Origin of the sequence: Microbacterium sp. EST19A, from assembly GCF_019969685.1 — a bacterium.
In the GTDB taxonomy this organism is placed as follows: domain Bacteria; phylum Actinomycetota; class Actinomycetes; order Actinomycetales; family Microbacteriaceae; genus Microbacterium.
In genome coordinates, this window is record NZ_JAHXYZ010000001.1 from 1,804,534 (window position 1) to 1,823,951 (window position 19,418).

17 protein-coding genes are annotated in these 19,418 nt (G+C 70.0%); 12 read left to right on the forward strand and 5 right to left on the reverse strand.

The annotated features are described in order from the left end of the window. Nucleotides 1-9: 9 nt before the first annotated feature. The 7 genes from LC452_RS08960 to LC452_RS08990 are packed head-to-tail and all read left to right on the forward strand — an operon-like array spanning nt 10 to nt 7,568. Nucleotides 10-1,416: a M14 family zinc carboxypeptidase gene (locus tag LC452_RS08960; RefSeq protein ID WP_223624296.1), complete on the forward strand. Its 1,407-nt coding sequence runs from the start codon at nt 10-12 to the stop codon at nt 1,414-1,416. Further along, entirely contained in the window at nt 1,401-2,333 is a 933-nt protein-coding gene (locus LC452_RS08965; RefSeq protein WP_223624298.1) for an ABC transporter permease, read from the forward strand. The genes LC452_RS08960 and LC452_RS08965 overlap by 16 nt, the downstream gene beginning before the upstream one ends. Further along, nucleotides 2,326-3,252, forward strand: coding sequence for an ABC transporter permease (locus LC452_RS08970; RefSeq protein WP_223624300.1), 927 nt, complete (start codon nt 2,326-2,328; stop codon nt 3,250-3,252). The genes LC452_RS08965 and LC452_RS08970 overlap by 8 nt, the downstream gene beginning before the upstream one ends. A gap of 40 nt (nt 3,253-3,292) precedes the next feature. Further along, complete coding sequence (locus LC452_RS08975; RefSeq protein ID WP_223624302.1) at nt 3,293-3,805, forward strand: GbsR/MarR family transcriptional regulator; 513 nt, start codon at nt 3,293-3,295, stop codon at nt 3,803-3,805. Nucleotides 3,806-3,808: 3 nt separating this feature from the next. Next, the gene (locus LC452_RS08980; protein ID WP_223624303.1) at nt 3,809-5,452 is read left to right on the forward strand and encodes an ABC transporter ATP-binding protein; all 1,644 of its coding nucleotides are present in this window, start codon (nt 3,809-3,811) and stop codon (nt 5,450-5,452) included. After that, entirely contained in the window at nt 5,452-6,090 is a 639-nt protein-coding gene (locus tag LC452_RS08985) for an FMN-binding negative transcriptional regulator (RefSeq protein WP_223624305.1), read from the forward strand. Before LC452_RS08980 ends, LC452_RS08985 begins: the two co-directional genes overlap by 1 nt. Next, a complete protein-coding gene (locus LC452_RS08990; protein ID WP_223624306.1) occupies nt 6,087-7,568 on the forward strand; it encodes an amidohydrolase in 1,482 nt (493 codons plus the stop codon). The genes LC452_RS08985 and LC452_RS08990 overlap by 4 nt, the downstream gene beginning before the upstream one ends. Nucleotides 7,569-7,579: 11 nt before the next feature. On the opposite strand, the gene LC452_RS08995 is transcribed toward LC452_RS08990, so the two are convergent. After that, entirely contained in the window at nt 7,580-10,120 is a 2,541-nt protein-coding gene (locus LC452_RS08995) for an RNA helicase (protein WP_223624307.1), read from the reverse strand. Between the two features lie 144 nt (nt 10,121-10,264). After that, on the reverse strand, nt 10,265-11,116 hold the full coding sequence (locus tag LC452_RS09000) for a sigma-70 family RNA polymerase sigma factor (RefSeq protein WP_223624308.1): 852 nt from the start codon (nt 11,114-11,116) through the stop codon (nt 10,265-10,267). A gap of 92 nt (nt 11,117-11,208) precedes the next feature. Here LC452_RS09000 and LC452_RS09005 point away from each other — a divergent pair, with 92 nt between their 5' ends. Next, nucleotides 11,209-11,973 (forward strand): SDR family oxidoreductase, encoded by a 765-nt coding sequence (locus tag LC452_RS09005; RefSeq protein ID WP_223624309.1) that lies wholly within the window; start codon nt 11,209-11,211, stop codon nt 11,971-11,973. A gap of 108 nt (nt 11,974-12,081) precedes the next feature. Here LC452_RS09005 and deoD read toward each other — a convergent pair whose 3' ends face one another. From deoD to LC452_RS09020, 3 genes are read right to left on the reverse strand one after another with little or no spacing between them, the layout of a single operon-like run. Further along, nucleotides 12,082-12,795 carry a purine-nucleoside phosphorylase gene (gene deoD / locus LC452_RS09010; RefSeq protein WP_223624310.1) on the reverse strand — a complete coding sequence of 238 codons (714 nt, stop codon included), beginning with the start codon at nt 12,793-12,795 and terminating at the stop codon, nt 12,082-12,084. A 14-nt stretch (nt 12,796-12,809) separates the two neighbouring features. After that, a complete protein-coding gene (locus LC452_RS09015; protein ID WP_223624311.1) occupies nt 12,810-13,478 on the reverse strand; it encodes a DNA alkylation repair protein in 669 nt (222 codons plus the stop codon). Nucleotides 13,479-13,501: 23 nt separating this feature from the next. After that, nucleotides 13,502-14,539 carry an aromatic acid exporter family protein gene (locus LC452_RS09020; protein WP_223624313.1) on the reverse strand — a complete coding sequence of 346 codons (1,038 nt, stop codon included), beginning with the start codon at nt 14,537-14,539 and terminating at the stop codon, nt 13,502-13,504. Between the two features lie 97 nt (nt 14,540-14,636). On the opposite strand from LC452_RS09020, the gene LC452_RS09025 reads away from it, so the two are divergent. The 4 genes from LC452_RS09025 to LC452_RS09040 all read left to right on the forward strand — a co-directional run bounded on the left by LC452_RS09025 (nt 14,637) and on the right by LC452_RS09040 (nt 19,343). Continuing rightward, nucleotides 14,637-15,215: a TetR/AcrR family transcriptional regulator gene (locus LC452_RS09025; RefSeq protein WP_223624328.1), complete on the forward strand. Its 579-nt coding sequence runs from the start codon at nt 14,637-14,639 to the stop codon at nt 15,213-15,215. Nucleotides 15,216-15,304: 89 nt separating this feature from the next. Beyond that, complete coding sequence (locus tag LC452_RS09030) at nt 15,305-16,648, forward strand: cytosine permease (protein WP_223624331.1); 1,344 nt, start codon at nt 15,305-15,307, stop codon at nt 16,646-16,648. Beyond that, entirely contained in the window at nt 16,645-17,796 is a 1,152-nt protein-coding gene (locus LC452_RS09035) for a DUF917 domain-containing protein (protein ID WP_223624333.1), read from the forward strand. The genes LC452_RS09030 and LC452_RS09035 overlap by 4 nt, the downstream gene beginning before the upstream one ends. Continuing rightward, a complete protein-coding gene (locus LC452_RS09040) occupies nt 17,796-19,343 on the forward strand; it encodes a hydantoinase/oxoprolinase N-terminal domain-containing protein (RefSeq protein ID WP_223624335.1) in 1,548 nt (515 codons plus the stop codon). The genes LC452_RS09035 and LC452_RS09040 overlap by 1 nt, the downstream gene beginning before the upstream one ends. The last annotated feature ends 75 nt before the right edge of the window (nt 19,344-19,418 follow it).

Here is a 19,418-nt window from a genome sequence, read left to right on the forward strand (position 1 = left end):
CGACGCCTCGTGCACGACTCCGCAGCGGCACCGACCGCCGGCACGGTGGAGGACATCCTCCGCCGTGCCGGCGCGGCGCCCAGCCACACCTCCTTCCCGACCGTCGACGCGCTGAACGAGCAGATGGAGGCGCTCCGCGCACAGCACCCCGACCTGATCCGCAGCGAGCGGATCGGCACCAGCCGCCTCGGCGAGCCGATCACGCTCTACTCGATCGGCGAGGGCACGCGCTCGGCGCTCGTCGTGGGTGGAGTGCACCCGAACGAGCCGATCGGCTCGCTGACGATCCTGCATCTCACCGAGCAGCTCGCCTCGGATGCCGCGTTCCGCGAGGAGCTCGACACGACCTGGCACATCGTGCCCTGCGCCGATCCCGACGGCATGCGGCTCAACGAGGGCTGGTTCGCCGATCCCTCCGACCGCGAGCGCTATGCGCGGGAGTTCTACCGTCCGGCGCCGGACGAGCAGGTGGAGTGGACGTTCCCCTTCTCCTACAAGAAGGCGTACTTCGACGCCATGATGCCCGAGACGCAGGCGCTCGCCCGGGCGATCGACACCGCGCGACCCGATCTCTACGTGCCACTGCACAACAGCGAGGGCGGCGGCGCCTACTTCTACCTCTCGCGTCCGGTACCAGAGCTGTACCCGATCCTGCATGCGCTGCCGGCAGCCCTCGGGGTGCCGCTGCACACCGGTGAGGCCGAGGGTGCGCATTTCACCGTGCTCGCGTCGGCGATCTACGAGATGGGCACTCTGCAGGACGCCTACGACTGGACGGAGGCCTACGGCCTCGACCCCTACCCGCCCGGATCCGCCGGCGACGCATCGACGTCGTACGCCCAGAAGTACGGGACCCTGTCGCTCATCGCCGAACTGCCGCAGTTCAGCGACCCCTTCGCCGACGACACCACGATCAGCGAGACCCGCTACCGCGATGCGCTGCGCGAGTCGGGCGAGAAGCTGGTGGATGCCGGGACCCGGCTCACCGCGCTCCTCACCCGCGTCGAGCCGCACCTGCGCCTCGACACCCCGCTGCTCCGCGCCGCTCGCGTGTTCGCGCCCGCGGCGACCGGGGCCGGTGAGGAGAGTCTCGCCCGCGCCGCGCAGGAGTCCGACCGCCTCGCCACGGTCTCGGAGGTCGAGACGCTGTCCGGCCTCGTGCGCCTGCACCGACTGCGGTGGGGCGGGATGCTGGTGCGCGCGCTGCGCGCCGAGGTCGACGCCGGAACCGCGGCTCCGGAGCTGCGCCGCGTCGCCGTCGAGGCCCAGACCCTCTTCGACGGCTGGCTGCACGAGGCGCTCCAGCGCGGCGAATCCACGCCGCTGCCGCTGAGCGCGGTGGTCGGCGTGCAGTACGGGGCGATCCTCGCCGCGCACGCGCAGCTCGAAGGGACGCGCGCGTGGGACTCGCACTGAAGCTGCTGCAGCGCCTGGTGGGGTTCGCGATCGTCTTCTTCGGAGTGACGTTCATCATCTACTTCACCGTCTTCAGCATGCCGGGCGATCCCATCCGCGCGCTCGCCGGCGACCGGCAGCTGCCGCAGTCCGTGATCGACGCGCTGAACGCGCGCTACCTGCTCGATCAGCCGCTGCTGGTCCAGTACGCGAACTACATCGGCAACCTGCTCACGGGCGACCTCGGCGTGGATCTGCGCGGGCGTGCGGTCGCCGATCAGCTCGCCTCCCGATGGCCGGTCACGATCACGCTCGCTCTCACGGCCTGGACGATCCAGATCATCCTCGGTCTCGCCGTCGGCATCGTCTCGGCGCTCAAGCGCGGCACGATCATCGACCGCGGACTGCTGGTGATCTCGATCGCCCTCAGCTGCATCCCGGTCTTCGTGCTCGGCATCACCGCGCAGATCATCTTCGGGGTGCGGTTGGACTGGCTGCCGGTCGCCGGCATCCGCGAGGGCTGGCCGCTGGCGTACATCCTGCCGTCGATGGTGATCGCGCTGTTCGGGCTGGCATCCGTCTCTCGTCTCGTGCGCGGATCGATGATCGAGAACCTCGATGCCGACTACGTGCGCACGGCCAGGGCGAAGGGCATCGGAGAGTCACGCGTCGTCGGGCTGCACGTCATGCGCAACTCGCTGATCCCCACGGCCACGTTCCTCGCGACCGATCTCGGCTTCCTGCTCGGCGGTGCCGTGGTGATCGAGGGGATCTTCAACCTCCCCGGTGTCGGCAACCTGCTGTTCCTGGCGATCCGCGATCACGAGGCGACCCTCGTCGTCGGCATCTCGACCGCACTGATCATCATCTTCCTGCTCACCTCGCTGATCGTGGACGCCCTCCACGCGCTGCTCGACCCGAGGATCCGACGTGGCTGACCCCCTGAACCCGACCCCGGGCACCGCGAAGATCACGGTGCCGAAGACCACCGCCATCCCGCTCGCCTCCCGACGAGAGGGGGCGGGACGGATGCTGGTGCGCCGGCCGCTCTTCTGGATCGCGGCCGCGGTGCTCCTCGTCATCGGCGCCTTCGCCGTCGCGCCGGCCCCGTTCGCCTGGCTCTTCGGCAACGGCGATCCGCGCGCCTGCGATCTCGCCGACAGCGCGGGCACCGCGAGCGCAGGGCACCCGTTCGGGTTCGACGTGCAGGGCTGCGACATCTGGGCGAACGGCGTCTACGGCGCACAGGCCTCGTTGTCGGTCGGATTCCTCGCGACCGCGATCGCTCTCGTCATCGCCCTGCTGCTCGGGACGCTCGCCGGCATGGGCGGCTCGGTCGCGGACTGGATCATCTCGCGCGTGACCGAGGTCTTCCTCGGCTTCCCCTTCCTGCTCGCCGCGATCGTCGTGCTCAACGTGCTGGGTGCCCGCAACGTGCTGACCGTCGGACTGGTGCTCGGCATCTTCGGGTGGCCGATGATGGCCCGCCTCATGCGCGGTTCGGTGCGGTCGGTCGCTAAGGCCGACCACGTGCTCGCCGCACGCACGATGGGACTGAGTACCGGGCGCATCGTGTCGCGCTACGTGCTGCCGAACGCCGTGCAGCCGGTGCTGCTGCTCGCCACTCTCACGATCGGCGCGGTGATCGTCGCCGAGAGCACGCTCACCTACCTGGGTGTCGGCCTGTCGTCGCCCGCGATCTCGTGGGGTCTGCAGATCGCCGCAGGCTCGCGGGTCTTCCAGGCGTCGCCGCACGTGCTGCTGCTGCCGAGCGTGCTCCTCGCGCTGACGGTGCTCGCCGTCGTCGCGATCGGTGAAGAGCTGCGCAGTGTCTTCGATCCGCGGGAGAGACGGTGACTGGCATGCTGATCGGAACGCCGCCGGAAGGGAAGAACGCATGACCGAGGACAACGTCGCCGCCACCGAGCGCGAGCAGTATCGCCGTCAGTTCGCCGAGGAGATCTCGCTCATCTGGGAGATGGCGGGCACCTCGCGGATGGACGGACGCGTGCTCGGCTACCTGATGATCATGGATCGGCCGTTCATCTCGTCGGCGGATCTCGCTGCGGCTCTCGGCGCCAGCACCGGTGCGGTCTCGATGGCGACGCGGCGGCTGATCGACACGAACTTCATCCGTCGTCACTCGCTGCCCGGCGACCGCAACCATTACTTCATGGCCGAGGAAGACCCGTGGGGAAGCTTCCTGGCCAACGAGCGCCGCTACTTCGATCGGGAGATCCGCTCGCTCGACACCGCCCTGCGCTGGCTCAGCCCGACCGAGACCGATGCCGCTGTGCGTCTGCGCAACGGACGCGACTACCTGGAATGGGTGCAGGACTACCACCACAAGATGCTCGCCGACTGGCACGAGCACAAGCGCGCTCGCGATGCGGGCGAGGACGAAGCGTGATCGATGGATGCCACTGAACCCGTCCTGCGCGTGCGCGACCTGCGCGTCTCCTTCGGTAAGCGGGCACCGGTCGAGGTGGTGCACGGTCTCGACCTCGACGTCGCCCCCGGCGAGGTCGTCGCGGTCGTGGGCGAATCCGGCTCGGGAAAATCGGTCACGGCGCTGTCTGTCATCGGCCTGCTGCCCGACGGCGCGACGGCCGCCGGTTCCGTCCGGCTGCACGGCCGGGAGCTCTTGGGGCTGCCGGCGCACGAGCTGCGCAAGGTGCGCGGCGCCGAGATCGCGCTGATCTCGCAGGACCCGGTCGCCTCGCTGAACCCGGTCTTCACGATCGGGTTCCAGGTCATCGAGGCGGTCCGCTCGCACGACCGCTCGCTCAGCTCCCGCGCGGCTCGTCGGCGCGCGATCGAGCTGCTCGAGCTCGTCGACATCCCCGAGCCCGCGCGCCGCATGAAGCAGTATCCGCACGAGCTCTCCGGTGGACAGTGCCAGCGGGTCGGGATCGCGATGGCCCTGGCATCCGACCCGCAGCTGCTCATCGCCGACGAGCCGACGACGGCGCTCGACGTGACGGTGCAGGCCGAGGTGCTCGACGTGCTCGCCCGACTCGGGCGCCGCGAGGGCAGGGCGATCCTGCTGATCACGCACGACATGGGCGTGGTGGCCGAACTCGCCGACCGCGTGGTGGTCATGCGCCACGGTGCGCTCGTCGAGGAGGGAGCGGTGCGGAACGTGCTGCTCACTCCCACGGCCGGCTACACCCGACAGCTGCTCGACGCCGTGCCGCGCATCGGGTCCCGTGGCGCCGGTGCGTCGTTGGATGCCGCCGACGCGGTCCTCGAGATCGACGACCTCGTCGTGACGTACGGAAGTCGACTGCGCGGTGCGTTCCGTGCCGTCGACGGCGTGAGCGTCCACGTGCAGAAGGGCGAGATCCTCGGGCTGGTCGGCGAGTCCGGCAGCGGCAAGTCCACGATCGGGCGCGCCGTGATCGGCGCGGCTCCCGTGACGGAGGGCACGATCCGGATCGAAGGCGTCGACATGCGCACGGCCTCGCGCGCGGAGCGCCGGCGCACGCGTCGGCGCGTCGGGGTCGTCTTCCAGAACCCCGCGCTGTCGCTCAACCCCCGGTACACCGCGCGGCAGAGCGTCGAAGAGCCACTCCACAGCATCCTGGGGCTGCGCGGGCGAGACCTGAACGATCGCGTCGAGGAGCTCCTGGAATCCGTCGGGCTCTCGGACCGCGCCGACCGCTTTCCGCACGAGCTCTCCGGAGGACAGAAGCAGCGGGTCGCGATCGCCCGGGCGGTGTCGCTCGATCCGGCGCTGCTCATCGCCGATGAGCCGACCAGTGCTCTCGACGTGTCGGTGCAGGCGCAGGTGCTCGAGGTGTTCCGCGAGCTGCAGTCCCGACTCGCGTTCGCGTGCGTGTTCATCAGCCACGACCTCGCGGTGATCGACGAGCTGTGCGACAGCGTGATGGTGCTCAACACCGGTCGCGTCGTCGAGGCCGGGTCGCGCACGCAGGTGCTCGAGCATCCGGAAGATCCGTACACGCGTCGTCTGCTCGCGGCTGCACCCGTCCCTGACCCGGATGTGCAGCAGGAGCGCCGTGCCGCGCGACTGGCCGCGATCGCGGGTGCCTGATGAGACACACGCCGGACTACATGCTCGACGACGTCGAGACCGTGCGCGCCCTGGTGCGCGAGAACCCGTGGGGCACGATCGTGAGTTTCGTCCCGGGCAAGGGTCTCGTCGCCTCGCACTATCCGCTGCTGCTCGAGGAGGATGCCGAGGGCATCGTGCTCGTGAGTCATGTCGGGCGTCCCGACGAACGCCTGCACGAACTCGGCGCGCACGAGCTGATGGTGATCGTCTACGGTCCCCACGGGTACGTCTCGCCCGGATGGTACGACGCGTCGCCGGCCGTGCCGACCTGGAACTTCGCGGTCGCGCACCTGCACGGCACCCCCGAGCTCCTGGCGGACGACGAGAACCTGCGGGTGCTCGACCGGCTCGTCGCGCACTTCGAGAACGTGCTGCCCGAGCCGTACCTGATGCGAGGGACCCTCGAGAACAGCGCGTATGCGGAGCGCATCGTGCACGGCACAGTCGGCTTCCGGCTGCGCGTGGATCGATTCGAGGCGAAAGAGAAGATGAGTCAGGACAAGCCGGACGCGGTCGTGGACCGTGTGATCGATGCGCTCGGGGAGCCCGGTCCGTACCGGAACCCCGCGTTGGCGGCGCGGATGACGCGCGTGCACGGACGGGAGCACGGCGCATGACCGCGTCGTCCGGGGGTGATGTCACCCTGCGGAACGTCCGTCCCTACGACGGCGGCGAGCCGGTCGATGTGGTCGTGCGCGAGGGCGTCATCGCGCGGATCGCCCCGGCGGGTGCGACGGATGCCGAGGGCGAGGTCGTCGATGCCGGCGGACGGTGGATCGGACCGGGGATGTGGGATGGGCACGTGCATTTCACGCAGCACGTCATCCGTCGTCGTCGTGTCGACCTGACCGAGACGCGCAGCGCTGACGATGTGCTCGACGTGGTGCGGCGCGCCCGCGCCGAGGGAGCACCGCTGAGCGACGGGATGCTGATGGGCTACGGCTTCCGCGACGGCCTCTGGCCCGTGCCTGCCTCGCTGGACGCGCTCGATGCCGCCGTCTCGGACGTGCCGGTCGTGCTGGTGAGCGGTGATCTGCACTGCGGGTGGATGAATCGTGCGGCCGCGCGACGGTTCGGTCTCGCGCTCGATGAGACCGGGTTGCTGCGCGAGGGCCCTTGGATCCAGCTGCTGCACTCGTTCGATCAGGCGGGCGACCTGCCGCACTCGGCGTATCGGGAGGCCGCCGACGACGCGGCTTCGCGGGGCATCGTGGGCATCGTCGAGTACGAGAAGACCGACAACGTCGCCGAGTGGTCGGAGCGCACGGCGGCCGGGATCACGAGCCTCCGCGCCGACATCGCCGTGTGGTCCGATCGGCTGGAGTCGGTCATCTCCGACGGTCGACGCACCGGCGATGTCGTCGACGAGCAGGGGCTCATCACCTTCGGCCGCCTGAAGGTGATCGTCGACGGGTCTCTGAACACCCGCACCGCGTGGTGCTGGGACCCGTACCCCGGCATGGACCCCGCGCATCCGCACGCGTGCGGCATGGAGAGCGTGCCGATCCCCGAGCTGAGGCGGCTGCTGGAGCGTGCGCGGGGTGCGGGCATCGAGGCGGCCGTGCACGCGATCGGGGACCGGGCGAACACCGAAGTGCTCGACACTTTCGAGGCGCTCGGGATGAAGGGCGTGATCGAGCACGCCCAGCTCGTACGCGAAGACGACTTCGCGCGGTTCGCGCGGCTCGGGTTGATCGCGAGCGTGCAGCCTGAGCACGCTATGGATGACCGCGACGTCGCCGACCACCATTGGGCGGGGCGCACCGGGCGCGCGTTCGCGTTCGGCTCGCTGCATCGCGCGGGAGTGTCGCTGCGGCTGGGGTCCGACGCCCCGGTGGCGCCACTGGACCCGTGGATCTCGCTGAGTGCGGCGACCGCCCGCAGTCGGGGCGACCGTGACGCGTGGCATCCGGAGCAGCGTCTGCCGCTCGACGTCGCGCTCGCGGCATCCGTCCGCACGTCGCTGGCCGTCGGGCAGCCCGCTGATCTCGTGATCAGCGACCGGGACCCCTACGCGAGCGACCGCGACGAGCTGCGCGAGATGCAGGTCGCGGCGACCCTGCTGGGCGGCCGATTCACCTGGCGGACCATCTAGAAGATGCTGATCTAGAGGCGGTCGACGCCCGTCACGACGAGCACGGCCTCGCCGGCCTCATCGGATGCCGCGAGGTCGACCGTCGCCGAGATGCCCCAGTCGTGATCTCCGGCGGGATCGTCGAAGATCTGACGGGCGGTCCACTGCGCGGGGCCCTGCTCGAGCATCAGGAGCTTCGAGCTGCGGGCATCCGCGCCGGTGAGGATCTCGTCGTGGTCGGCGAAGTAACCGTCGAGCGCGGTGTTCCACGCATCTGCACCGAACTCGGGATCGAGTTCGGCGAGGGTGCCGACGTCTTCCCGCGCCGCCAGCTGCACCCGGCGGAACAGTTCATTGCGCACGAGGATGCGGAAAGCGCGGACGTTGCTCGTGAGCCGTTTCGGAGCGGGGGGCACGATCGGCTCGTCGCTCGCGGGCCCGCCGTCGAAGCGGCCGTTGTCGATGCCGGCACGCAGCTCCTCCCACTCGTCGAGCAGGCTCGAGTCGACCTGGCGGACGAGTTCGCCGAGCCACTCGATGAGGTCGCGGAGGTCCTCGTCCTTCGCCTCCTCCGGGATGGTCTGCGAGGCGGCGCGGTAGGCGTCGGAGAGGTACCGGAGCACGACTCCCTCGGAGCGGGCGATCTTGTAGTACGCGACATATTCTCCGAACGACATGGCACGCTCGTACATGTCGCGCACCACGGACTTGGGATGCAGTTCGAAGTCGCGGATCCACGGCTGCGCCGCGCTGAACGTCTCGAAGGCGGCGGTGAGGAGCTCGTCGAGCGGCTTCGGATACGTGATCTGCTCGAGCAGCTCCATCCGCTCGTCGTACTCGATGCCTTCGGACTTCATCGCGGCGACGGCCTCGCCGCGCGCCAGGAACTCCTGCTGACTCAGCACGGCCCGCGGGTCGTCGAGCGTCGACTCGACGATCGAGATCATGTCCAGTGCGTACGAGCCGGTGCCCACGCCCTGCGACGCGGAGCTCGCCGCAGCGCTCGGATCCGGGTCGAGCAGTTCGAACGCCGCGAGGGCGAACGGCGACAGTGGCTGGTTCAGCGCGAAGTTCGGCTGCAGGTCGACGGTCAGACGGATTTCCCCGGCATCCGTCCGCTCGACGATGCCCGACTCGCGCAGCGTGCGGAAGATCCCGAGTGCACGGATGGCGAGTTCGCGCTGCCGAGAGCGGGGCTCGTGGTTGTCGTATACCAATGCGCGCATATTCGCGAACACGTCGCCGCCGCGGGCGATCACGTTGAGCATCATGGCGCTCGTGATCTGCATGTGCGACGTCAGGGTCTCGGGGGTCGCGTCGATGAGCTTGCGGAAGGACGGCTCGCCCCAGGACACGAAGCCGTCGGGCGCCTTTTTGCGCACGATCTTGCGCTTCTTCTTCGGATCGTCGCCGGCCTTCTTCACCGCGGCGGCGTTGTCGCTCTCATGTTCCGGCGACTGCGCGACGACGGTGCCCGCGGTGTCGTAGCCGGCGCGTCCCGCTCGTCCGGCGATCTGATGGAACTCGCGGGCGTTGAGCTGCCGCATCCGCGTGCCGTCGAACTTGGTCAGGGCCGTGAGCAGCACGGTGCGGATCGGCACGTTGATGCCCACGCCGAGGGTGTCGGTTCCGCAGATCACGCGGAGCAGACCGCGTTGGGCGAGCTGCTCGACCAGGCGCCGATACTTCGGCAGCATCCCGGCGTGGTGCACGCCGATCCCGGCGCGCAGGAACCGCGAGAGCGTCTTGCCGAATGCGGTGGTGAACCGGAACTCTCCGATGAGGTCGGCGATCTGGTCGCGCTGCTCACGGGTCGCGACCTTCGTGCTCGACAGGGCCTGGGCGCGTTCCATCGCGGCGGCCTGCGAGAAGTGCACCACGTAGATCGGCGCCTGGCCGGTGCCCAGCAGATCGTCGATGGTCTCGTGGATCGGCGTCGTCTCGTAGAAGAAGTGCAGTGGGACGGGCCGCTCGACGCCGGTGACCGATGCCGTCTCGCGGTGGGTGCGCCGGGTGAGGTCGGCGGCGAGGGTCGTCACGTCGCCGAGGGTCGCCGACATCAGGATGAACTGCGCCTGCGGCAGCTCGAGCAGCGGCACCTGCCACGCCCACCCGCGCTCGGGATCCGCGTAGAAATGGAACTCGTCCATCACGACCTGGCCGACGTCCATCTCGGTGCCCTGACGCAGGGACAGGTTCGCGAGGATCTCGGCGGTGCAGCAGATGATCGGAGCGTCCGCGTTGACCGAGGAGTCGCCCGTGATCATGCCCACGTTCTGCGCGCCGAACACATCGACCAGGGCGAAGAACTTCTCGCTCACGAGGGCCTTGATCGGCGCGGTGTAGAAGCTGCGGCGGCCCGATACGAGAGCGGCGAAGTGCGCGCCGACGGCGACGAGCGACTTCCCGGTGCCGGTCGGCGTCGACAGGATCAAGTTGTTGCCCGAGACGATCTCGATGACCGCCTCGTCCTGCGCGGGGTACAGGCGGATGCCGGTGGACTCGGCCCACTCGACGAACGCCAGGTAGACGGCATCCGGGTCGGATCCGTCGGGGAGCGCGTCGAGGAGCATCCTTCGATCATCCCCTACTGCTGCGGATCAGTCGCACCCGCGTCGGGAGGAGAACTCGTCGTCGGGCGGAGGAATCCCGAGCAATCGTCCGCCCGAGGCTGAGAAGTCCGCCTGAGCCGGTCGGATGCCCCTGCCCGCCGTATCTCAGATCGTCATGCCGGCCAACCGCTCGGGGTCGGCGAGCACCTGCAGGCCGACGATCCGCCCGTCCTCGATCTCGAACGACATGAGCGACACGATGCGCTCGCCGAAGGATGCCGCGACACCCGGGCGGCCGTCGATGAGCACGGGGATGGAGTGCGCCGCGAGACGCGCGGCGAGGACTGCCTGGGCGCCGATCTCGGCGGCGCCATGGAGATCCTGCGTGCTCGTGCCGTAGTCGGCGTGCAGTGTGGCGTCTTCGTGGAGCAGCCCGAGGAGCGCGGCCAGATCGCCCTCCTGCGCCGCGGTCAGCCACGCCTCGACCAGCGCGCGCCCTCGGTGTCGGTCGGCCCGGTCCGGGACGGATGCCTCGCGCAGTCGACGCCGCGCCCGTGAGGCCAGCTGCCGCGCCGCGTCGGTGGAGCGGTCGACCGCACGGGCGACCTCGTCGAAAGGCTGGCCGAACACGTCGTGCAGCACGAAAGCGATCCGCTCCGCCGGCGTCAGTGCATCCAGCACGACGAGCAGTGCGACGTTGACGCGGTCGGAGCGATCGACGAGGTCGGCGAGATCCGGTGCGGCGTCGACGGGCTCGTCGCGCCACGGCTCGATCTCCCACGAGCGCTCTCGACTGGACCGCGGAGCGCGGAGCATATCGAGGCTGATCCGCGACACGACCGTCGTGCACCACGCGTCGAGGGTGTCGATCGTGTCGGCATCCGATCGGGCGAGGCGCAACCAGGTCTCCTGCACCGCGTCGTCGGCATCAGCGCTCGATCCCAGCATTCTCGTCGCGATCGCCCGCAGCCGTGGTCGAGCTGCCTCGAACCTCTCGGCCAGTTCCTCGTCGTCCATGTCACATCTCCTCGTCGCCGCTCGTCATGATCTCGACGGATGCGACGGCCGAGATGTGACAGGCCCTCGCGACACACGGAAGGAAGACCATCATGAGCACTCCCATTCTCGTCACCGGAGGCACCGGCAACATCGGTCGCCACACGGTTCCGCTGCTGCGCGCCGCCGACCGCGAGGTGCGCATCCTCAGCCGGCACGCGGATGCCGCCGCCCCCGGCATCCGCTCCTTCGAAGGAGACACCGTGAAGGGCACCGGGCTCGCCGAGGCGCTCGACGGCGTCGAGACCGTGCTGCACCTCGCCGGTGGCGCGAAGGGCGACGACGTCGCGGCACGGAATCTCGTCGCGGCGGCGCGGCGGACGGGTGTGCGGCACCTGATCCTCATCTCGGTGGTCGGTGCGGACCGCATGCCGATCGGCTACTTCCGCATGAAGGCGGCTGCGGAGCGCGAGTTCGCGGAGTCCGGCATCCCGTGGACCGTGGTGCGTGTCGCCCAGCTGCACGACTTCGCCCTGCCGATCGTGAAGGCGCTGTCGCGCATGCGGATCGCGCCGAGAGGACTGCGGTTCGAGACGGTCCGAGTGGATGCCGTCGCGGCGCGGCTCGCGGAGCTCACGCTGTCCGAGCCCGCCGGCCGGGTCGCGGATCTCGCCGGGCCCGAGGTGCAGGAGGTCGCGGATCTCGTGCGCACCTTCGACGCGGCTCGCGGGCGCACGCACCGGCTGCTGCCGCTGCGCATCCCGGGCGGCGTGGGTCGCGCCTACCGCGCGGGCGACAACCTCGCCGACGAGACGGCGGTGCGGGCGGGGAGCACCTGGGCGGAGTACCTGGGAGAGCGCACGTCCGTCGCCGCGTGAATTGCCGGCGGCCGCGCCGAATCAGGCAGACGCGCGGAATCAGGCAGTTCTCGCGAGAATCGGCCTGATCCCGCGTGTTCGCCTGTTCTCGCGACGCCGAAACGACGCTCAACCCGCGGTCGCCGCCCGCAGCGCGATGCGGATCATGTCGCCGAAGGTCTGCTCGCGCTCCTGCGCCGTCGTGGCCTCGCCGGTGACGATGTGGTCGGAGACGGTGCAGATGCTCAGCGCCCGCCGGCCGTAGTACGCGGCGAGCGTGTAGAGGCCGCTGGTCTCCATCTCGACACCCAGCACGCCGTGCTGCACGAACGGCTCGTTGAGCTCGGGCCTCGTGCTGTAGAACTGGTCGCTCGACATCAGCAGTCCCACGTGCACGGCGGATGCCGGGGGCTCGGACTCACTGGCCTCGACGGCGGCGCGGAGCAGCGAGAAGTCGGCGACCGGAGCGTAGTCGAGCCCGTGGAATCGCACCCGGTTGATGCCCGAGTCGGTGCACGCGCCGTTCGCGATGATGATGTCGCGCACCGCGAGCTTCTCGGTCAGCGCGCCGCACGAGCCGACCCGCACGATGGTCTCGACGCCGTACGACTCGAACAGCTCGTTGGCGTAGATCGCCATCGACGGCTGACCCATGCCCGACCCCTGCACAGACACGCGGTGTCCTTCCCACGTGCCGGTGAATCCCAGCATCCCGCGGGTCTCGCTGTACAGCTCGGCGTCGTCGAGGAAGGTCTCCGCGATCCACTTCGCGCGCAGCGGGTCGCCGGGGAAGAGGACGATGGGGGCGATCTGACCGGGCTCTGCGGCGATGTGCGTGCTCATGCCTTCAGGCTAGGTCAGCCCTCGCGCCGCCGCACGATCTCGCCGATCCAGAGCGGGGCGAAGGGCGAGGTGCAGCCCGGGGCGGTGGGGTAGTCGGCGAGCACCTGCAGTCGTTCGCCGATGTCGAGCGCCCGTGCGCGCAGCGCGGGGTGGTGGATGCCGATGTTCGACAGGGTCTCGTTCATCGACCACTGCAGGCGCGACGGAGCATCCTTCATATCGCGTTCGATCAGGTCGAGCAGGTGCGCCAGGTCGAGGCCCTCGGGGTTCTTGATCACCCGCTCCGTCGTCAGCGACCAGGCCGCCGCGGCGACCGTCGGATCGGCGTCGTCGAACCAGCGCAGCCGCATCTCCTCGGCGAGCGGCGTCTTCTTGGCGACGTAGTTCACGAACCAGTCGTTGACCTTCGGCGGCCGGGTCTCGCGGATCATCGCGTCGAGCTCATCGGCGGTGAAGTCGCGCGGTCGGCAGATCAGCAGGGCGAGCAGTCGCGCCGAGGTCTCGCCCGTCGCCCACAGCTCCTGTGCGAGCGGCTGGTCGGTCCTGATCCTCTTCGCGACCGCCCTCAGGCGGCTGAGGTTCATGCCGTGGTCGTCGCCGCGCTTCTCGTTCGCGGCGCGCATCTTCGGGTCTTCGAGGGCGGCGAGATCGCCGAGCGCCTCGGCCAGCGTCGTGTCGGGCATGCGTCCAGGGTAGGCCTGCGGCGTCAGTCCTCGCCGAGCAGTCCTCCGTGGATGCGGCGCAGGTCTTCCAGGAGCGAGCCGATCAGGATCCAGTGCTGCGACGACGGCGGACGCACGACGAGCGGCGCGGTCAGCGCCGGGATCGCCGAGGTCAGCGCCTCGGGCTCGGGGGCGACGTCGGCGATCTGCACTGCCAGCCGCACATCGTGCCCGGCGCGGCGCAGCTGCTCCGCGATCGCCGTCGCCACGGGCTCGTCGCCGATGGAGTCGTCGTAGTGGTCGAAGTAGGCGCGGGTCATCCCGATGGTCTGCGTGACGATCGGAGACAGCCTGTCGACCAGCATCCGCATCTCGCGCAGCTCGGCCCGATGCGTGGAGCGACGAGGATTCAGGGTGAGCGACTCCTCGCCGGCGGCGAGGGATGCCTCGGCGGCGTCCTTCATCGGACGCAGCAACCGCACCTCGAGCATCAGCTCCTGCAGTCGCGCGGGCGTCTGCGGCTCGGGCAGTGCGTCCGCCAGGCGGTCGAGGCTCGCGGCGAGCTCCTTCCCGAGCAGACCGAGGTCGCGGCGTGCGGGGGCGACCAGTACGGGCGGCACGATGAGCGCGTTCACCACGATGCCGATCGCGACGCCGATCAGGGTCTCGACGATGCGGGCGAATGCGTACTCCGGACTCGACGAGCCCAGCGCGAGCACGAGCATCGCCGAGATCGCGATCTGGTTCCCGGTGCCGGGAGAGGTGCGCGCGAGCCAGGCGACGAGCATCGCCACGACGATCGCGAGCAGCACGACCCAGCTCGACGACCCGAGCAGCAGTCCGAGCCCGACGGCGATCAGCACGCCCGCGATGACGCCGATGCTGCGCTCGAGGGCCTTCGACAGCGACTGGTTCACGCTCGGCTGCACGACCAGCAGCGCGGCGATCGCGGCGAACACGGGCAGCTGGGCGGGGAACACCCAGCCCGCGATGAGCCAGGCGCCGATCGTCGCCGCCGCCGACTTCCCGACCTGCAGCAGCGGCGAGCGCTGCGAGGCGCGGATGGCGGCGGGGATGCGCATGGGTCCCACGGTAGTCGTGCGGATGTCGCGAGAGGGGTCTTGCGCGATACCGAGAAGCGGGGATACTCTCTGCCTAACTAATAGTCGTTAGGCAATCATGACCCGAGCAACGATCCTCGCCGAGGCCCGCACGATCTTCGCGCGCCAGGGCTACGCCGAGACGAGCCTCCGCGAGATCGCCGAGGCCGTCGGCATCAAGACGCCCTCCCTCTACGCGCACTTCTCGAGCAAAGAAGCTCTGTACGAGACGGTCTACGCCGAGGTCGCCATCGAGCACACGGCGTTCTTCGACGATCTGGCCCGCAGCAGCGGCGAGCTCGAGCCGCTCGCCCGCCTGCGGCACCTGCTCGGCGGCATCGAGGCCTACTACCGCGACCGCCCCGACCTCGCCGAGTTCAGTCTGCGCGCCGCCGTCACCGAATACGGCCCCGCCGGACGGCAGCTCCGCGAGATCTTCCTCGACTCCGAATCGAAGCTCGCCGCGGCCGTGCGCCAGACGTACGACGACGGCGTCGCCTCCGGAAGCTTCATCGACGGAGACGCCGACGGTTTCATCGCCCTGGTCTTCGTCATCATGGACGGCCTCTTCCTGCAGCTCACGCACTACGCACCCGAAGTGTACGGCGAGCGCTTCGAGCAGGCCTGGCGTCACCTCGCCACGATCCTCTCCCGCTGAAAACAAACCCGCCCTGCGGGGCCCTCCGCATCTCTGGGAACCCGAATCCCGCGGACGGCCCCGCACGGCCACTCCTGAAGGAGCAGATGATGACCACCACCGACTACGAGCACGGTGTCGTGCCGCAGGACCAGCGCAAGAGCTGGCTGTCGATCGCGACCGTCTGGATCGCGATCGGCATCGACCTCTCCGGCGCCTTCCTGGGCGTCGCGCTCGCCTCGGGCATGGCGTTCTGGCCCGCGATCGCCGCCACCGTGCTGGGCTCGCTCCTGCTGGGACTGCTCGCCATGGCCTGCGCCTACGTCGGCGCGTCGACAGGGCTCAGCAGCGCCATGATCTCCCGGGCGGTCTTCGGGAAGGTCGGCGGCGCGATCCTCGCCCTCGCCATCTCGGTGAGCCTCATCGGCTGGTTCGCGGTGCAGGCCGGATTCTTCGGCGCGAACGCGCAGATCGCCTTCGCCGAGTTCACCGGCATCGACATCCCCGTGCAGCTCTTCACCGGCGTGGGCGCCGTGCTCATGGCGCTCACCGCGTTCTGGGGCTACCGCGCCATCAACCGCCTGAGCGCCCTGGCCGTGCCGCTGCTTCTCCTCCTGCTGCTGGTCGGCGTCATCGTCGCGTTCGCGGTGAACGGCCCGTCCGGGCTCGACGCGCCCGTGGAGCAGACGATCACCTTCGGCGGCGCCGTCTCGCTCGTGATGGGCATCTTCATCCTGGGCGTGGTTCTCGCCCCCGACATGGCCCGCTGGGCCCGCACGCCGAAGCAGGCGATGATCGCCGGCTTCGTCGGCTTCTTCTTCGGCAACTCGATCATCATCGTGGTGTCGATCCTGCTCGCGCGGATCATGGACGGCACCGAGCTCATGGCCATCTTCTTCGCCCTCGGCCTCGGCGGCGTCGCCGTGGTGGTGCTGATCCTCGCGCAGTGGACGACGAACACCACGAACCTCTACTCGGCCGGACTCTCGTTCGCCGCGATCAGCAAGCGGCTCGACCGCCGCACGGTCACGGCTGTGCTCGGCGTCATCGGCATCATCATCGGAGTGATCGGCGCCGCCGACTACTTCGTGCCCTTCATCCTCGTGATCGGCATCATCATCGCCCCGTACGGCGGCGTGTACCTCGCGGCGTTCTTCACCGGTCGACGCGGTCCGCGCTGGGAGCACGGAGCCGCGGTCCCCACGGCCGACGGCTGGTCGATCGCGGCCTGGGTGGTCGGCATCCTCGTGGCGGTGGCGACGACGAACCCCGCCGACGGCCCCGGCTTCGGCTGGTTCACGCTCACCACGATCTCGGCCCTCGACGGTCTGATCGTCGGCTTCCTCGTGTACCTCGCGCTGGTGCCGCTGCGTCGCAAGGTGGAGCCGGATGCCGCGGCATCCGCCCCTGCCCGTGCCGAGCCCGCGCGCCTCGACGACGGGGTCAGCGCATGACCCGCGCGCACCTCACCGAGGGGGACATCGACGAGATCGCCCTCGGCGCCGCGGTGCTCGGCACCGGAGGCGGCGGAGACCCGCATGTCGGCTCGCTGATGGCGAAGCGCCTCATCCGTCTGCACGGCCCGGTCGCCCTGCTCCAGGTCGACGAGCTCACCGATGACGACTTCGTGATCCCGATCGGCGGCATCGGCGCACCCTCGGTGAGCGTCGAGCGCATCCAGGCCGAGTCCGAGCTGCTCGCGGCACTGTCCGCCATCGAGCGCGCGGTCGGTCGCCGCCCCACGGCGGTGATGCCGATCGAGGTCGGCGGAGGCAACTCGATGATCCCGATCGCCACGGCCGCGCTCGCGGGGCTCCCGGTCGTCGACGGAGACGCCATGGGCCGGGCCTTCCCCGAGGCCCAGATGGTGACCTTCCACCTCGCGGGCTACGGCCCCGGGGCCACCGTGATGGTCGACCACCACGGCAACGAGGTCGTCAGCCGGCCGGTCGACGGCGCGTGGTCGGAGCGCATCGCCCGCGCCGTGACCGTCGAGATGGGCGGCGGGGCGACGATGATCGACTACGCCTACGGCGGCGACGTCGTGCGCGAATGCGCGATTCCCGGCACCCTCACCCTGGCGAAGCGGATCGGCCGCGTCCTGCGCGGACGGGATGCCGCCGGGCGAGAGCTCCGCGACGACGAGCGCATCGATGCCCTGTGCGCCGACCTCGACGCGGTGCGCCTGTTCGAGGGCAAGGTCGCCGACCTGCAGCGCGCGGTCGACGGCGGCTTCACCCGTGGCGCGGCCGAACTCGACGGCGTCGGAGCCGACCGCGGCAGCAGCTTCCGTCTCGACTTCCAGAACGAGATGCTGCTCGCCCGCCGCGACGGTGCGCTCGCCGCGGTGACGCCCGACCTCATCACGGTGCTGGACCTCGCCACCGGAATGCCGATCACGACCGAGGCGCTGCGCTACGGCGCGCGCGTCGCGGTGATCGCGATCCCCTGCCACGAGAAGTGGCGCACGCCGATGGGACTCCTCACCGCCGGGCCCGCGCACTTCGGATACGACGTCGACTGGGTGCCCGTCGAAGACATCCCGCGCGAGCACGCCACTCCTCCGGCCATCGCGCGGACGACGGAAGGGAAGGCCGCCTGATGGCCGGTTACCGCATCGGGATCGACGTCGGAGGAACGAACACGGATGCCGTGATCCTCGACGACCGCCTCGCCGTCGTGGCCTCCGTGAAACGGCCCACCACGCGCGACACCGGAGACGGGGTCGCCGATGCGATCGACGCCGTGCTCGCGGCATCCGGCGTCGACCCCGCTCTCGTGTCGCACGCGATGCTCGGCACCACGCACTGCACCAACGCCATCGTCGAACGCCGGGGCCTCGGACGCGTCGGCATCCTGCGCCTCGGCGCTCCGGCGACGACCGCCGTGCCGCCGCTCGAGGGCTGGCCCGATGACCTGCGGCGCGCGATCGGCGACCACGCGTACCTGCTGTCCGGCGGGTTCGAGGTCGACGGCCGGCTGCTGGCGCCGATCGACGAGCACTCGGTGCGCGACGCGTGCGACCGTATGCGCGGCGAGGTCGACGCGGTGGCGGTCGTCGGCGTGTTCTCGCCCATCGACGAGAGCCAGGAGGAGCGCGTCGCCGCGATCGTCGCGGACGAGCTGAGCGTTCCGGTGTCGCGGTCGGCGCGCATCGGCTCGCTCGGACTGCTGGAGCGCGAGAACGCGACCGTCCTCAATGCGGCGCTGATGCAGACGCTGACCCAGATGGCCCGCGGGTTCGTCGCCGCGCTGCGTGCGCGGGGGATCCCTGCGACCCCGTACTTCGGTCAGAACGACGGCACGCTGATGCAGCTGGAGTATGCGCTGGAGTTCCCGGTGCTGACGATCGGCTGTGGCCCGACCAACTCCATCCGCGGGGCCGCGCACCTCTCCGGGGCGACCGACGCCCTCGTCGTCGACATCGGCGGCACCACCACCGACATCGGCGTGCTCGTGGACGGCTTCCCCCGTCAGTCCGCGCACGCCGTGGAGATCGGCGGCATCCGCACGAACTTCCGGATGCCCGACGTGCTCTCGGTCGGTCTCGGCGGTGGCACGATCATCCGCCCGCACGGCGACGGGGTGACCGTCGGTCCCGACAGCGTCGGCTACCGTCTGCCGCAGGAGAGCCTCGCGTTCGGCGGTGCCACCCTCACGGCCACCGACATCGCCCTCGCCTTCGGCGGTGCGGAGATCGCCGGGCTGGCGGGTCCGACGGTCGACCCCGAGCAGGGTTCCGCGGCATGGACCGCGATGCGGGCAATCCTCGAGGATTCGATCGACCGGATGAAGCCGAACGCCGCGCCGGTGCCGGTGATCCTCGTCGGCGGCGGAGGCATCATCGCGCCCTCGGAACTCGACGGGGTCTCCTCGCTGATCCGCCCCGATCACTTCGGTGCGGCGAACGCCGTCGGTGCCGCACTCGGCGAGGTCGCCGGCCAGATCGAGAAGATCTACCGCGCGGACCCTTCGGATCGGCGTGCGTCCCGCGCGGATGCCGCCGCCGAGGCGACCGAGCGGGCCAGGCTCGCCGGGGCCGATCCCGAGACGATCGAGGTGGTGGCGGTCGAGGAGCTCCCCGTCGCCTACTCCGACGGCACGGCCGTGCTCATCCGCGCGCGAGCGGTGGGCCGACTGGCGGCGTGATCGCTTCCCAGCGTGGTGAGCGACTCCAGCGCACACTGCTGTCAACCCCATCGCCCTTCGTGACCTCTGCCTGCT

Excerpts from the sequence above, each read along its gene's own strand:
- LC452_RS08975 (WP_223624302.1), top strand. The coding sequence starts at position 3,293 with ATGACCGAGGACAACGTCGCCGCCACCGAGCGCGAGCAGTATCGCCGT.
- LC452_RS08980 (WP_223624303.1), top strand. The coding sequence starts at position 3,809 with ATGGATGCCACTGAACCCGTCCTGCGCGTGCGCGACCTGCGCGTCTCC.
- LC452_RS08985 (WP_223624305.1), top strand. The coding sequence starts at position 5,452 with ATGAGACACACGCCGGACTACATGCTCGACGACGTCGAGACCGTGCGC.
- LC452_RS08990 (WP_223624306.1), top strand. The coding sequence starts at position 6,087 with ATGACCGCGTCGTCCGGGGGTGATGTCACCCTGCGGAACGTCCGTCCC.
- LC452_RS08995 (WP_223624307.1), bottom strand. The coding sequence starts at position 10,120 with ATGCTCCTCGACGCGCTCCCCGACGGATCCGACCCGGATGCCGTCTAC.
- LC452_RS09000 (WP_223624308.1), bottom strand. The coding sequence starts at position 11,116 with ATGGACGACGAGGAACTGGCCGAGAGGTTCGAGGCAGCTCGACCACGG.
- LC452_RS09005 (WP_223624309.1), top strand. The coding sequence starts at position 11,209 with ATGAGCACTCCCATTCTCGTCACCGGAGGCACCGGCAACATCGGTCGC.
- deoD (WP_223624310.1), bottom strand. The coding sequence starts at position 12,795 with ATGAGCACGCACATCGCCGCAGAGCCCGGTCAGATCGCCCCCATCGTC.
- LC452_RS09015 (WP_223624311.1), bottom strand. The coding sequence starts at position 13,478 with ATGCCCGACACGACGCTGGCCGAGGCGCTCGGCGATCTCGCCGCCCTC.
- LC452_RS09020 (WP_223624313.1), bottom strand. The coding sequence starts at position 14,539 with ATGCGCATCCCCGCCGCCATCCGCGCCTCGCAGCGCTCGCCGCTGCTG.
- LC452_RS09025 (WP_223624328.1), top strand. The coding sequence starts at position 14,637 with ATGACCCGAGCAACGATCCTCGCCGAGGCCCGCACGATCTTCGCGCGC.
- LC452_RS09030 (WP_223624331.1), top strand. The coding sequence starts at position 15,305 with ATGACCACCACCGACTACGAGCACGGTGTCGTGCCGCAGGACCAGCGC.
- LC452_RS09035 (WP_223624333.1), top strand. The coding sequence starts at position 16,645 with ATGACCCGCGCGCACCTCACCGAGGGGGACATCGACGAGATCGCCCTC.
- LC452_RS09040 (WP_223624335.1), top strand. The coding sequence starts at position 17,796 with ATGGCCGGTTACCGCATCGGGATCGACGTCGGAGGAACGAACACGGAT.